Here is a 13,051-nt window from a genome sequence, read left to right as displayed (position 1 = left end):
AAAAAATGAAGACTATAAATGTATTTCATTATGACGCATTTACAAATAAACCAAATATGGGGAATCCAGCAGGTATTGTATTAGAGGCAGATGGATTAACAGAAGAGGAAATGCAGCGTATTGCTGAAAAAGTTGGATATAACGAAACAACTTTTGTTCTTTCCTCAGAAGTAGCAGATATAAGAATGCGTTATTTTACACCTGGTTATGAAATGGATTTATGTGGTCATGGGACAGTTGGAACTATATACGCCTTACGTGAAAGAGGTTTATTAGAAGAGAAAACAAATATTACGATTGAAACGAAGGCAGGGATTTTACCGATACAAATAGATGTAAATGAAAAGGAAGGAACCTTTATTAAAATGAGGCAGGCTACACCTCAGTTTAAAGATTTTACAGGTTCAACAGAAGAATTAGCTCATAGTATCGGTTTAGAAGTAAATGATTTAGATGTAAGTTTACCGATTGTATATGGAAGTACAGGGAACTGGACTGTAATTGTACCGATTAAAAACCTTGATGCATGTGAGAGAATGAAGCCTAACAATGAGATGTTTCCATCAGTATTAAAAGAAATACCTAACGCTTCTATTCACCCAATTTGTCTAGAAACTTATGATGAACTAGCACAAATGCATGGGCGTCATTTCGCATCTGCTTATGCTGGAACGATTGAAGATCCAGTGACAGGAACGGCTTCAGGTGTAATGGGAGCGTATTATGCGACATATTTGGAAAAAGATTTTGACCATGAAATGGAGTTAATTGTTGAACAAGGACAGGAAATACGTAAAGATGGTCGTGTAACGGTGTATGTAACGAAAGTTGAAGGGAATGCGAATTTACATATTGATATTGCTGGAACAGCGGTGTATGTGAAAGAATTTGAAGTTTCAATATAAAAAAGAAAGCCCGGCATACATCCGGACTTTCATTATCTGTTCAATACTTCAATATACGAAGCGTCTCCAGTTGTTCTTAAAGCAGAGCGAAAATTGTTATTTTCTAGCGTTTTAGCGACTTGTTGTAACTGCTGTGCATCATCATGATGGATAAGTAAACTGTCAGCACCGCTTTCCTCTATATGAATGTGTTCGACATTTCCGATGGCATCATGTACAGCTTTTAAAAATTCAGGTTTCATATTGTCCTCCTATATGTATGTAACGTTGTTGTTAGTATTTCCTTATTTATGAAATATAAAAGTAAATGAAAGGAGAAATAAAAATGAATATAACGCAGTTTAATGAATATATAACATCATTATTTGGAGAGCATCTTCATAAATACGGTGATGATGAATATGGATTTACTCATATAAGTAAAGATGAATTTCACAAAATTGGTTACACAACAAATTTGACGTTAGAGACGATTGAAGAAGGGTATAAAAATGGAGTCGACATGATAGTTACACATCATGCACCGTGGAGTTTTTTATTTGGAATGGAAGAGGCTTGTATTGAGAAATTAAAACAATATGAAATGAATCATTTTTGGATTCATTTGCCGTTAGATTTTATTGAATTTGGTACGTGTACATCATTATTTAATGAAATTGCGATAGATACAATTTTAGAATACTCTGCGTATGAGGAAGAGGAATTACCTGGAATAGGAGAATTTAAAGCACCGATTGCATTTTTAAACTTGGTTGAAAGGCTTGAAGAAAAAATGGAAGAGAAAGTGAAGAGCTGGAGAAACCATGATAAACCAGTAAAACGAATTGCGATTTTAACTGGTGCAGGGAACAATACAAATTTGATTGAACGTGCATTAGAAAAAGGGTGTGACACGTATATAACTGGAGAAAAAACATTATACACAGTGCAACATGCGAAATTTAAAGGCATTAACTTAATAGTAGGTAGCCACACATTTACAGAAGTTTTTGGTGTAGAAAGTTTAGCTCGTAAGTTAAAAGAAAGAGATAATTTAATAGAAATTACTAGATTAAATGAAGATCATTTGGAGTGAAGAAATTGTATCACATTATCATAAATGGAATGAATTATTTGATGAAATATTGAAGGAAACAGTTGCAATGAAATAAAATTATTTTTTGTTATATTAAGATTTTTAGGAGGAATTCCCTTATGTTTGTCAAATAATAGTAAAGTTGTCTTTTGAATTGAGGGAATCTTCGGAATTGAAGGGTGAAGGAATGGACATTTCAATAATTGCTGCACAACTAGTTAAGGAGAACGTGATTTCGATTTATCCAAATAGCATAAAAGTGTTGAACGGAGGAACGACAAGTACAGTATATTTGTTGGACGGAAAATATGTTGTAAAGCTGAATGAAGCGGAAGTGATACGTGAAGAAGCTAATTTTCTTTCTTTTTATGAAGGAAATACTTTGTTTGCAAAGCTTTTGTATAAGGAACCTTTCCATACATATATTGTGTATTCTTTCCTTGAAGGTAGTACTTCTTGCGAACAGGGACATAAACGAAGTACGCTTAGTACCCTTGTAAAAGAAGTTATTAATAAGTATGAAATAGTTTCAGGTAAAGATGGTTGAGGATGGAAAGAAAGTCCGGTTCAATCTTGGAATGAATTTTTAACGACAAATGTAATGGAAGCTTATGAAAATGTAAAACGTTACATAAGTAAAGAAGAGTATAGAATTGTTCTTAAACTAGCAAAGAGGGACGCTGGAATAAATCAGCCATTTTTATTACATGGTGATCTTGGATTCCATAATTTTATATTTCAAGAGAATAAGCTGCATGGTGTAATTGATCCCTTACCAGTGTTAGGAGATCCTATATACGATTTAATTTATGCATTCTGTTCAACCCCGGAAGATGTAACAAAAGAAACAATTAATTATGCGATGAAACAGTGTGTATTTCATAAAAAAGAAAGTGATTTATATGAAAAAATAGTCATAGGATTATATTTGCGTATAGATACGTGTTTAAGACACCACCCGAAAGATTTAGAAGATTATTTAGCAGCTTGGCGTTATTGGATGGGCGAGGTTGAGACTACTTTATAGCACAAATATTTTTGGGGAGATGGTGAGATGAATGTTGCAGAAGCGAAAAAGGATTTAGCAATCAAAACGAAGAGAGGATTACCGATTATATTAGCTGGTGTTTTATTTTGGATAGTTATGAGTATAGCGGGCTTTGTTCTTTCTGAAAAACAAGTGGTGTGGGTATATTTAATCGGTATGGGATGTGTATTTCCTTCCGGCTTAATGATAGCTGCTATATTGAAAATTGATATGTTTGCGAAAGGAAATCCGTTAGGGATTTTAGCAGGATTAATTGGTGGGATAAATGTATTGAATATTCCGCTTGTATTACTTGCCTATTTTCAATTTCCGGAATGGTTACCTTTTGTAGTAGCAATGTTAATAGGTGTTCATTTTGTACCGTACGTATGGATTTATGAAAGCAAAAGTTATGGTTTATTGTCAGTAGGGACTGTATTCGTAACGTCAGTTTGCGGGATTTTTTTGCAGAAAAAGGATTTACTGTAATTCCATTATCGGTTACAGCTGTTTATTTACTTACTTTTATAAGTTTATTAATTGAAAATAAAAAAACAGATCATTATCAACAAAAATCAGCTTAATAAAAATATAGGGATAGGGGGAATTATGATGAAAAATTGCGTTTGTACAACGTGTGGCGTGCAGTATGCAGCGAGTGTAGAAGAACCGGTGAGTTGTCATATTTGTGATGAAGAAAGGCAGTATGTGAATCCGAAAGGGCAGTCTTGGACGACTTTAGAAAATTTGCAAACAGATGATACATATAAAAATGAAATAATCGAAGAAGAAAATGGGCTTTATAGTATTACAACAAAACCAGGATTTGCGATCGGTCAAACGACATATGTAGTGAAAACAGAGTCATATCGTTTACTGTGGGACTGTATTACTTATTTAGATGAAACGACAATTACGAAAATAAAAGAGCTTGGTGGATTAGATGCAATTGCATTATCTCACCCGCATTATTATTCAACGCAAGTAGAATGGGCAGAGACATTTGATGTACCAATTTATATACACGAAGATGATAAAGAGTGGGTAATGCGCCCAAGTAGTCGTATTATTTATTGGTCTGGTGAGTCTTTACAGTTAGCTGATGGCTTGGTCATTCATCGTTTAGGAGGTCATTTTAAAGGTGGATCTGTCTTACATTGGGAAGAAGGTAATGATGGAAAAGGAATTTTGTTAACAGGTGATATTATTCAAGTTGTAGCAGATGAGCGATGGGTAAGCTTTATGTATAGCTATCCAAACTTAATTCCATTACCAGCGAGAAAAGTGGAAGAAATGGTGAATCGAGTGAAGCCGTTACAGTTTGATCGTTTATACAACGCTTTTCATCGCGTAGTAAAAGAGAATGCAAATGAGGCAGTGGAACGTTCTGCTGAAAGATATATTAAGGCGGTAGAAGGAAAGTTGTTTCATACGTAAAAGGAGAGAAAGTCTAATGAAAACGTTAGTATGCTTCGGTGATAGTATTACAGCTGATGATGTATTTTTTGATGGTACACCTAGATTAACACCAAGGTTACAAAGGATATTCTTAAATTGGGAAGTGGTGAATGCAGGTGTTCCAGGTGATAATACATTCGATGCGTTAAATAGGATTGAAGAAGATGTATTATCACATAAACCAGATTTCGTAACAGTTTTTCTTGGCACGAATGATGCAGTTTCTTTTTCACAAGGGTCATTACAAGCATACAAAGAAAATTTAGAGAAGATTGTGAAACATATTTCGTCAGGTAAAGTACTGCTTATTAGTCCTGCCCCAGTTGATGAAGAGAGGCAGCATAATAGAACAAATGAAGTGCTCGGTCAGTATGCAGACGTGGTAGAGGAAGTGGCGAAAGAAACAGGAAGCTATTTTCTAAATTTGTATGCTGAAATGATTCAAGAACTGAATTATAAAAGGTTTGTAGAAAATGATGAAAAAGATGGATTACACTTTGGACCAGAAGGCTATGAGTATGTAGCGAAGTTAATTGGTGAAAAGTTAAAAGGGATTTTATAAAAAAGCAAAGCGATATCGCTTTGCTTTTCATTGTTTTTAGTAGTCAGTCTAGAAACGCTTGCTGCAATGCTTTCAATCCATCACTGTAAATACCATGAAACAGATTTATTGCCTCTTCATCACTAACCTCAACAGGAGTGAATGTACCAGACCACTCTACTAATGATGTGTTACTTTCAGTACCTTCTTTAACCTGGATTGTAGATAAATAATTTGTGACTGGGAACGGTGCATTCATGATTGAATACGTGTAGTAGCGCTCTTTCTCATTGAATACTTCTAATCGTTCTATAATTGTATCGCCATCTGGATTAGCTAGATGACGTACACGACCGCCTTCCGTTAATTTACTGCTCGGTATATAAGGTAACCAGTCTGGAAGGGAGTTGAAACCGCCGATTAATTGCCATACTTGTTCAGGTGAACCGAAAACTTCCATAGATGTAGTAGTATGTGCCATGTTCATTACGCTCCTTTTTATCTCGATATTTGCAAGCAAATAATCAGTGGGGGATGCTCCCACTGATTAAGGTTTTAAATTATTTTACGTTGATTGGTAGTGGTGCATTAGGTGCTACTAGTTTTTGTTCGCGCATTTCTTCCCAGAATGCTGCTGGAATTATTGTGTTTAAGGCGTTTTGATCTTCTACAATTCGTTCTGGTTTACTTGCACCAGGAACAACAGCAGCAACTGCTGGATTCGCTAGTGAAAATTGTAATGCAGCAGCTTTGATGCTGATTTCGTGACGATCTGCAAGAGCTTTGATTTTCTCAACTTTTGCAATAATTTCTGGCGATGCTTTTTGATATTCGAAGTGAGCGCCTCCAGCAAGAATACCTGAGCTATATGGGCCACCAACAACAATATCCATATTATGCTTAACAGCTGCAGGCATTACTCGTTGCAATGCACGCTCGTGGTCTAGTAATGAATAACGACCAGCTAGTAAAGATATATTTGGCTTCGCTTCTTCTAAATCAAGCATAAGTTCAATCGATTCTACTTTGTTTACTCCAAGTCCCCAGCCTTTAATGACGCCTTCTTCACGTAAGCGTGTTAGCGCACGGAATGCTCCTGTTCGAGCAATTTCAAATTGTGAAATCCACTCATCACCATAAAAATCTTGTGCTAAATCATGAATGAAAACAAAGTCTAGTCGATCTGTTTTTAAACGTTTCAGACTTTGCTCGATAGAACGAAGTGTTGCATCTGCGCTATAATCATTGATCATTTTATTTTTACGACCAAATTCGAACAGTCCACCTTTTTCACCTAAATCACGTGCAGATGGATCTTCTAGTTCATCTGAAATCGTTCGACCTACTTTTGTGCTTAAAAAGTAATCATCACGATTTCTTTTTGATAGTGCTTCACCAAGACGAATCTCCGCTAAGCCAGATCCATAAAGTGGAGCTGTATCAAAGTAACGAACGCCATTATCCCAAGCAGCATCTACTGTAGCGATTGCTTCTTCTTCTGGGATATTACGGTACATATTTCCTAGTGGTGCTGTACCAAAACCGATTTTTTCATTTAGTAATTTACTCATTATAGATATCCTCCTAAAGTGTATTTGAAAATGGATTAAAGATTTTGAAAATCAATATATAGCATTTCATCGTCTGACAAAATGCATGATAAAAATACTCACTTTAAAGTACGAGCACAAAAATGTAATTTCTAATACTGCATGACTCACTCAACTCTTACAAATGCTATTATGAAATGTATTTTACATATTGAAAAGTACGTACTTTAAAGTGATATAGATACTAAAAAGTAATACAGGTACTTTAAAGTGCCGTACTACTCATCTGCTGTTTACGTATGCTATTATGAAACATGTTTAATACAATAAAAAGTACGTACTTTAAGGTGCTATAGATACTTAAAAGTAATATTTAAATCTTTAGCTCAATTGCCTTATAACATTATTAAAGGAGATTTTTATATGAAAACATACAATATTCCTGTGGAGGCGACTTTAGAGGTTATCGGTGGGAAGTGGAAAGTAGTAATCCTTTGTCATTTAAAGAAAGACAAAAAGAGAACGTGCGAATTAAAGCAATTAATGTCTGGTATTACACAAAAGATGTTAACGCAACAATTACGTGAATTAGAAGAAGATGGTGTAATCGAGAGAAAAGTGTATAATCAAGTGCCGCCAAAAGTAGAGTATTCTTTAACGGATTACGGTCATTCTTTAGATGTTATACTTGATTCTCTTTGTAATTGGGGAGAAAATCATCTTGAAAAGAATGGTAACACGTCTATGCTTTTAACAGCAGCTGAATAAAGAAGGAAAAAACGAACGAGAATACGTTCGTTTTTTCTTTTTGTATAGAGGGAGATTTTTAAACGGCATAATTACTTTTTTGTAATATAGGTACTTTTTTGTGCTGTAGGAACTAAAATGTGCCGTATAGAAAATTATCTGTTTTTACGCAACAATAGAGAAGAAATTTAGAAAAAGGAGGGGAGATCGCGTGAAACAATATAATATACCGATAGAAGCAACTTTAGAAATTATCGGGGGAAAGTGGAAGGTCGTCATTTTATGTCACTTAACGAAAGGAACGAAGCGAACGAGTGAGTTGCAGCGTCTAATTCCTGAAATTTCTGTTAGAATGTTGACGCAACAACTACGTGAGCTGGAAGATGATGGTGTGATTACACGTGAAATCTATAAAGAAATTCCACCCCGAGTAGAATACTCCTTAACTGATTATGGGTGGTCTTTGCAAAATGTATTAAATCAATTGACCGTATGGGGAGAACGATGTATAGATAGAAAAAATAGTAAAGTTAAGTGAAATCTCTATATGTAATATTGAAAACACCACCTAATGACGAGGTGGTGTTTTTTAGTATAAAAATTTAGAAAGTAAAAGTAAGGATCTATACCATATTAACAACTGTTTTAGCCGTGATGAATAATTGATTAAAGTTTTCATAGGTACTTAAAAGTGCCTTCATCACTTTAAAGTACGTACTATGCTTCATAATATAACCGTTTTATAATGACACTCGTAGCAAGAAGTCATAACGGTTTTAAGCTATGTTCAAAAAAACTTATTAACTAGTATAGTTTTTTGTTCAATTTCTTTAGTAGGAGATGTCTATATGGTTGAAGAACTTTTTTATAAAAAAATACTCAAAAATCTTTTTTTAGATCCGGTTCAAATTACACTTTGGAATGGAGAAACAATACAATATGGAGAAGGGGAACCTCAATTTCATGTAACATTCCATAAGCCGCTTTCCAAAAAAGAAATGGCAAAGGATCCTTCTATTGCATTCGGTGAAGCATATATGAATGGGGACCTTGAAATAGAGGGGAACCTTGAAAAAGCAATTCAATCTATTTATAGAAGGCAGGATAGCTTTTTAGGTGATAGTAAGTTGCAATATTTCAAAAGTAAATGGAATTTCTCAAAACAAAAAAATAAAGATGATATTGCTCATCATTATGATATTGGGAACGATTTCTATAAATTGTGGCTTGATGAAACAATGACATATTCTTGTGCATATTTCCAAAATGAGCAAGATTCTTTAACGACAGCCCAACATAATAAAGTGAATCATATTTTGAAAAAGTTGAACCTTCAAAAAGGTGATACTTTATTAGACATTGGTTGCGGGTGGGGTGAGCTCATTACAGCTGCCGCTAAGCAGTACGGTGTGAAAGCGATGGGAGTAACGTTAAGTGAGGAACAATATGCTAAGACTTCCGAGCGAATCAAACAAGAGGGACTTACGGATTTAGTTGAAGTATCTTTACTTGATTACCGCGATATTAAGAATCGCAAATTTGATAAAATTGTTAGTGTAGGTATGATTGAACATGTAGGAAAAGACAACATTACGCAATACTTTGAGACAGTGAATACACTACTAAATGATGGTGGGATTTCTCTACTTCATTGTATTACTTCTCCGGCCAATGGTGGTGCTACGAATGGTTGGATTGAAAAGTATATATTCCCTGGCGGTTATGTCCCTGCTGTTAACGAATTAATCACGAACATGACAAACGAACAATTTTTCATTGTTGATGTGGAAAGCTTACGTAGACATTACGGGAAAACATTACAACATTGGTCTCGAAATTTTGAAAACGTACTGGAGGAAGTTCGCAAAACGAAAGATGAGCGATTCATTCGTATGTGGCGCTTATATTTAAATGCATGTGCAGCTTCGTTCTTCACAGGTAATATTGATTTACATCAATTTGTATTTACAAAAGGTATTAACGATACAATTCCGATGACACGTTCTTATATGTATGAATAAGAGTGTAATCTAATAGCACTTAAACAATGTTTAAATTTATAAATCCATAATTTGAAGTAAAAAGTCGGGATGAAAATCGAAATGATTTGTATCCCGACTTTTTTATTTATTATATATATTTAAAATCAAAACTATATACTTTTAATAATAAAAATATATAATAAATATAGAATCGAAAATTTATGAGCAAGGAAGTTGAAGAATATGACATTAACAATGGGCTTTATTGGATTTGGAAAATCAGCTAACCGCTATCATTTACCTTATGTAAATACACGTGAAAATATAAAAGTGAAAACGATTTTTGCTCGACAAATTAATGAAGAATTAGCGGCTCCATATAAGAAGAAAGGTGTTTACTTCACTACTGATTTGGACGAATTGTTGAATGATAAAGAAATTCAAGTGGTGACGGTCTGTACGCCAGCACATACGCATTACGAATTAGCGAAAAAAGTTATACTTGCTGGAAAATCAGTTATCGTTGAAAAACCATTTTGCGATACAGTAGAACATGCGAAAGAATTGTTAGCTTTAGGGCGAGAAAAAGGTGTAGTAGTTATGCCTTATCAAAACCGCCGTTTTGATGGTGATTTTTTAGCGGTGAAGCAAGTTGTAGAACAAGGATTCCTTGGTGATATCGTTGAGGTTGAATCACATATTGATTATTTCCGTCCGGGTTCAATCACTCACGAAGGTCCGAAAGAAGAAGGTTCATTTTATAGTTTAGGTATTCATACGATGGACCGCATGATTTCACTATTTGGCCGTCCAGATACGGTGACATACGATATTCGTAATAATGAAGTGGAAGGTGCGGTTGATAATTATTTTGATGTTAGTCTACATTACGGAAATAAACTAAAAATTAAACTGAAAACGAACCATGTTGTAGCAAAAGATTATCCACGCTTTATCGTCCATGGAACAAATGGATCGTTTATTAAATATGGTGAAGATCAGCAGGAAAATGATCTGAAAGCGGGTATTATGCCTGAGAGTGCAGGATTTGGTGAGGATTCGCCGATGTACTATGGAATTGCGAAATATCGCAATGCAAACGGTGATTGGATTGAAAAACAAATTAAAACGCCACTTGGTGATTACGGTCGTTTTTATGATGCAGCGTATGAAACAATCGTAAATGGTGCACCAAAAATTGTGAAAGACGAAGAAGCGGTAACAAATATTGAAATCTTGGAAAATGGATTTACTGCGCCATCACCTTCAGTTTACAAACTTGAGGCTTTACATTTGAATGAATAGAAGAGGGAATACAGCATAAAGGAGGTATGGAAATGGCAAGCGGATCAACACAAGTAAAATACCTCGGCATCTATCAAAAAATGAAACAGCAAATTTTAGACGGTGAATATAAAATTAACGAAAAAATCCCGAGCAGTCCCGTCCTTGCTGAAGAATTTGGCGTTTCAGCTCTTACTATTAAAAAAGCGCTGGATCTGCTAGTGAGAGACGGATACATCATCCGCCGGCGCGGAAGTGGAACAGTCGTTCAAGATTGGCGTCAGCAGGAAAAGGCACGAATGATTCAAACTTTAACAGGTACGAAAGCTGTTTATGGCAGCGAGGTAGAAAGTAAAATTATCGAGTTTACGATTGTCGGTTCCGATGAAATCATTGCTGAAAAATTAGGCCTTTCAGTGGGGGATTTTGTATATAAAATCATCCGCCTCCGCATCATTCACAATATCCCAACGATTATGGAGCATACATGGATGCCTATTTCGGTCATCCCAGGTGTTGAAGCTTCGGTTTTAGAGGAATCGATCTACTCGCACATTCAAAATAAACTAGGTCTTGAAGTAGGAACATCCGTTGTTAGGGTCAAAGGGGTTCGCCCAGATGATCAAGAAAAGCAGTTTATGAACTTAACAAATCAAGATTTCCTAATGAGAGTTGAACAAGTGGCCTACTTAACGGATGGACGAACTTTTGAATATTCTTATGCTGATCATCTACCGGAAACCTTTGAATTTGAAACAGTCATTACCGCAAAAAATTATAAAGAGGCATAAAAAATAGGTTGGGGCATGTATTACCTCAACCTATTTTTGATTTTCAATATAGTAGGAACAGTTACTATTCATCAGCTGTAATAAGCATGGACGTATTCCCGTTTTTTTCAAGATGAACTTCTCCCCAAGTGCAGAGGGAATCGAGTATGGCTCCTAAAGAAGAACCGTAATCCGTTAAAGAGTACTCTACTTTCGGTGGTACTTGGTCATACACTTTTCTTTGGATTACATCGTCTTCTTCTAGTTCACGTAATTGTTGTGTTAACATTTTTTGAGTAATACCAGGCATTAAACGTTTTAATTCGCTCGTTCTTTTTGTTCCTTTTTTTAAATGACAAAGGATAACAACCTTCCACTTTCCACCAATAACTTCTAAAGTCGCTTCTACAGGAATATTGTATGTCTTCATAAAAAAACTCCTTTGATGAATTTAGATTACAGTTTTGAGCCTACATACGTTGTAATACTAAAATTCTTTCTTTTTAGTGCCTATGACACTTTAAAGTGCGTACTATTTATTGTGCTAAATATCGTTCATAATAACCGATGTAAGAGAGAAGTAAGCAGAACTGCGCTAGAAAGTTTATAGGTTACTTTTTAGTGCCTATAACACTTTAAAGTGCGTACTATTTATTATGCTAAATATATTTCATAATAGCACATGTAAGTAAGAAATGAATAAAATGTATTTTGAAGTGCATTGGAAATTGGTTCGCCATAACGCTACGGGGAAATTCGCACAAAAAAATGATTAATTATTCCAAGACTTAACATTTGATTAATAGAACTGTAAGGTTTAAAATTACAGTAAGCTTTTTAGAGGTGAGTTGTCATCATCTGTAAAATGTAGTTTCAATCATTTTATAAAAGAAGCATGAAAAGAAATGAATAGTAGAAATAAACGAAACATTGCCGAATAAATAATATTACGTGTATTTGATTCTAAACTGTAATTTTTTTTAATACATTTCAATAACTGATATTTAAAATGTACGTTTCATAAAGAATATTAAAGGAGTGAGTGAAATATGGTGGTTTTATATACAACAGCAAGCTGTGGTTCATGCCGAAAAGCGAAAGCATGGCTGGAGGAGAATCAAATTGATTATACTGAAAAAAATATCGTATCCAATTCTATGACAGTGGATGAACTAAAATCCATTCTTCGTTTAACGGAAGAGGGTGCTACTGAAATTATTTCAACTAGATCCAAAACTTTTCAAGACTTAAATATAAATATAGATGAGCTTTCGCTGAATGAATTTTATAAATTAATAATTGAGCATCCGCTCATGTTGCGTCGCCCAATTATGCTGGACGAGAAAAGATTACAGATTGGTTTTAATGACGAAGAAATTCGTAAATTTTTACCACGTAGCGTTCGAACATTCTTAAATATTGAACTGCAAAAGTTGGCTAACTAATAAGGAATAGTATGAAAGGGAAATTTTTCGAAAGGAGGAAACAAAAGGTGATAGAAGTATGCGTTACAGTTAATTATAAAGATAGAAACTACCAAACAAATGTTATTGTAAGCAAAGATACGGTGTGGACAAAGATTAAACAATTGGCAGAAGAACAAGTCAAAAAACAGTGGGATTTTTAAATTTGATTATTAAAAAATGAAGTTATAGGTTAGATATTATAACTAAATCCAAGACTTTTCAGCAATTAAATATAAAAAAATTTGA

The 13,051-nt window shown here is 34.6% G+C and carries 15 protein-coding genes and 2 pseudogenes; 13 read left to right on the top strand and 4 right to left on the bottom strand.

Going from position 1 to position 13,051, the window contains the following annotated elements; translation table 11 throughout:
* Positions 1–5 precede the first annotated feature (5 nt).
* A complete protein-coding gene (locus tag ATN06_RS17300) occupies positions 6–905 on the top strand; it encodes a PhzF family phenazine biosynthesis isomerase (RefSeq protein ID WP_060631668.1) in 900 nt (299 codons plus the stop codon).
* Between the two features lie 32 nt (positions 906–937).
* On the opposite strand, the gene ATN06_RS17295 is transcribed toward ATN06_RS17300, so the two are convergent.
* Complete coding sequence (locus ATN06_RS17295; RefSeq protein ID WP_000801653.1) at positions 938–1,147, bottom strand: hypothetical protein; 210 nt, start codon at positions 1,145–1,147, stop codon at positions 938–940.
* An 83-nt stretch (positions 1,148–1,230) separates the two neighbouring features.
* On the opposite strand from ATN06_RS17295, the gene ATN06_RS17290 reads away from it, so the two are divergent.
* From ATN06_RS17290 to ATN06_RS17270, 5 genes and pseudogenes are all read left to right on the top strand, one after another.
* Positions 1,231–1,980 carry a Nif3-like dinuclear metal center hexameric protein gene (locus ATN06_RS17290; RefSeq protein ID WP_060631667.1) on the top strand — a complete coding sequence of 250 codons (750 nt, stop codon included), beginning with the start codon at positions 1,231–1,233 and terminating at the stop codon, positions 1,978–1,980.
* Between the two features lie 187 nt (positions 1,981–2,167).
* Positions 2,168–3,007, top strand: a pseudogene (locus tag ATN06_RS17285) (phosphotransferase).
* Between the two features lie 27 nt (positions 3,008–3,034).
* Positions 3,035–3,591 (top strand): annotated as a pseudogene (locus ATN06_RS17280) (DUF7010 family protein).
* Between the two features lie 25 nt (positions 3,592–3,616).
* On the top strand, positions 3,617–4,444 hold the full coding sequence (locus ATN06_RS17275) for an MBL fold metallo-hydrolase (RefSeq protein ID WP_088116026.1): 828 nt from the start codon (positions 3,617–3,619) through the stop codon (positions 4,442–4,444).
* Between the two features lie 16 nt (positions 4,445–4,460).
* Positions 4,461–5,027: an SGNH/GDSL hydrolase family protein gene (locus ATN06_RS17270; protein WP_060631665.1), complete on the top strand. Its 567-nt coding sequence runs from the start codon at positions 4,461–4,463 to the stop codon at positions 5,025–5,027.
* A 43-nt stretch (positions 5,028–5,070) separates the two neighbouring features.
* On the opposite strand, the gene ATN06_RS17265 is transcribed toward ATN06_RS17270, so the two are convergent.
* Positions 5,071–5,487, bottom strand: a complete 417-nt coding sequence (locus tag ATN06_RS17265) for an SRPBCC family protein (RefSeq protein ID WP_060631664.1) — start codon at positions 5,485–5,487, stop codon at positions 5,071–5,073.
* A 79-nt stretch (positions 5,488–5,566) separates the two neighbouring features.
* Positions 5,567–6,577 (bottom strand): aldo/keto reductase, encoded by a 1,011-nt coding sequence (locus tag ATN06_RS17260; RefSeq protein ID WP_060631663.1) that lies wholly within the window; start codon positions 6,575–6,577, stop codon positions 5,567–5,569.
* 402 nt (positions 6,578–6,979) lie between these two features.
* On the opposite strand from ATN06_RS17260, the gene ATN06_RS17255 reads away from it, so the two are divergent.
* The 5 genes from ATN06_RS17255 (at position 6,980) to ATN06_RS17235 (ending at position 11,360) form a co-directional block, all read left to right on the top strand.
* Positions 6,980–7,324: a winged helix-turn-helix transcriptional regulator gene (locus tag ATN06_RS17255; protein ID WP_060631662.1), complete on the top strand. Its 345-nt coding sequence runs from the start codon at positions 6,980–6,982 to the stop codon at positions 7,322–7,324.
* Positions 7,325–7,514: 190 nt separating this feature from the next.
* Positions 7,515–7,841 (top strand): winged helix-turn-helix transcriptional regulator, encoded by a 327-nt coding sequence (locus tag ATN06_RS17250; protein ID WP_000816333.1) that lies wholly within the window; start codon positions 7,515–7,517, stop codon positions 7,839–7,841.
* 310 nt (positions 7,842–8,151) lie between these two features.
* Positions 8,152–9,324, top strand: a complete 1,173-nt coding sequence (locus ATN06_RS17245) for a cyclopropane-fatty-acyl-phospholipid synthase (RefSeq protein WP_060631661.1) — start codon at positions 8,152–8,154, stop codon at positions 9,322–9,324.
* 204 nt (positions 9,325–9,528) lie between these two features.
* Complete coding sequence (locus tag ATN06_RS17240; RefSeq protein WP_060631660.1) at positions 9,529–10,590, top strand: oxidoreductase; 1,062 nt, start codon at positions 9,529–9,531, stop codon at positions 10,588–10,590.
* A 32-nt stretch (positions 10,591–10,622) separates the two neighbouring features.
* Positions 10,623–11,360, top strand: a complete 738-nt coding sequence (locus ATN06_RS17235; protein ID WP_060631659.1) for a GntR family transcriptional regulator — start codon at positions 10,623–10,625, stop codon at positions 11,358–11,360.
* A gap of 64 nt (positions 11,361–11,424) precedes the next feature.
* Here the strand turns inward: ATN06_RS17235 and ATN06_RS17230 are convergent, their stop codons facing one another.
* Complete coding sequence (locus ATN06_RS17230) at positions 11,425–11,769, bottom strand: winged helix-turn-helix transcriptional regulator (protein WP_000860825.1); 345 nt, start codon at positions 11,767–11,769, stop codon at positions 11,425–11,427.
* 619 nt (positions 11,770–12,388) lie between these two features.
* Between ATN06_RS17230 and spxA the strand changes: the two genes are divergently transcribed.
* Positions 12,389–12,784, top strand: a complete 396-nt coding sequence (gene spxA, locus ATN06_RS17225; protein ID WP_000261180.1) for a transcriptional regulator SpxA — start codon at positions 12,389–12,391, stop codon at positions 12,782–12,784.
* A 47-nt stretch (positions 12,785–12,831) separates the two neighbouring features.
* On the top strand, positions 12,832–12,966 hold the full coding sequence (locus ATN06_RS17220) for a BA3454 family stress response protein (protein WP_000573519.1): 135 nt from the start codon (positions 12,832–12,834) through the stop codon (positions 12,964–12,966).
* The last annotated feature ends 85 nt before the right edge of the window (positions 12,967–13,051 follow it).

Origin of the sequence: Bacillus thuringiensis (assembly GCF_001455345.1) — a bacterium.
Lineage (GTDB): Bacteria > Bacillota > Bacilli > Bacillales > Bacillaceae_G > Bacillus_A > Bacillus_A thuringiensis_N.
Note: the sequence above shows the minus strand (reverse complement) of the source record. Positions and strands in the feature narration are given on the sequence as shown.

Bases quoted from the DNA above. Each gene is read 5' to 3' on its own strand.
- ATN06_RS17275 (WP_088116026.1), top strand. From the start codon at position 3,617: ATGATGAAAAATTGCGTTTGTACAACGTGTGGCGTGCAGTATGCAGCG.
- ATN06_RS17240 (WP_060631660.1), top strand. From the start codon at position 9,529: ATGACATTAACAATGGGCTTTATTGGATTTGGAAAATCAGCTAACCGC.
- ATN06_RS17265 (WP_060631664.1), bottom strand. From the start codon at position 5,487: ATGGCACATACTACTACATCTATGGAAGTTTTCGGTTCACCTGAACAA.
- spxA (WP_000261180.1), top strand. From the start codon at position 12,389: ATGGTGGTTTTATATACAACAGCAAGCTGTGGTTCATGCCGAAAAGCG.
- ATN06_RS17260 (WP_060631663.1), bottom strand. From the start codon at position 6,577: ATGAGTAAATTACTAAATGAAAAAATCGGTTTTGGTACAGCACCACTA.
- ATN06_RS17255 (WP_060631662.1), top strand. From the start codon at position 6,980: ATGAAAACATACAATATTCCTGTGGAGGCGACTTTAGAGGTTATCGGT.
- ATN06_RS17295 (WP_000801653.1), bottom strand. From the start codon at position 1,147: ATGAAACCTGAATTTTTAAAAGCTGTACATGATGCCATCGGAAATGTC.
- ATN06_RS17290 (WP_060631667.1), top strand. From the start codon at position 1,231: ATGAATATAACGCAGTTTAATGAATATATAACATCATTATTTGGAGAG.
- ATN06_RS17235 (WP_060631659.1), top strand. From the start codon at position 10,623: ATGGCAAGCGGATCAACACAAGTAAAATACCTCGGCATCTATCAAAAA.
- ATN06_RS17300 (WP_060631668.1), top strand. From the start codon at position 6: ATGAAGACTATAAATGTATTTCATTATGACGCATTTACAAATAAACCA.
- ATN06_RS17230 (WP_000860825.1), bottom strand. From the start codon at position 11,769: ATGAAGACATACAATATTCCTGTAGAAGCGACTTTAGAAGTTATTGGT.
- ATN06_RS17270 (WP_060631665.1), top strand. From the start codon at position 4,461: ATGAAAACGTTAGTATGCTTCGGTGATAGTATTACAGCTGATGATGTA.
- ATN06_RS17245 (WP_060631661.1), top strand. From the start codon at position 8,152: ATGGTTGAAGAACTTTTTTATAAAAAAATACTCAAAAATCTTTTTTTA.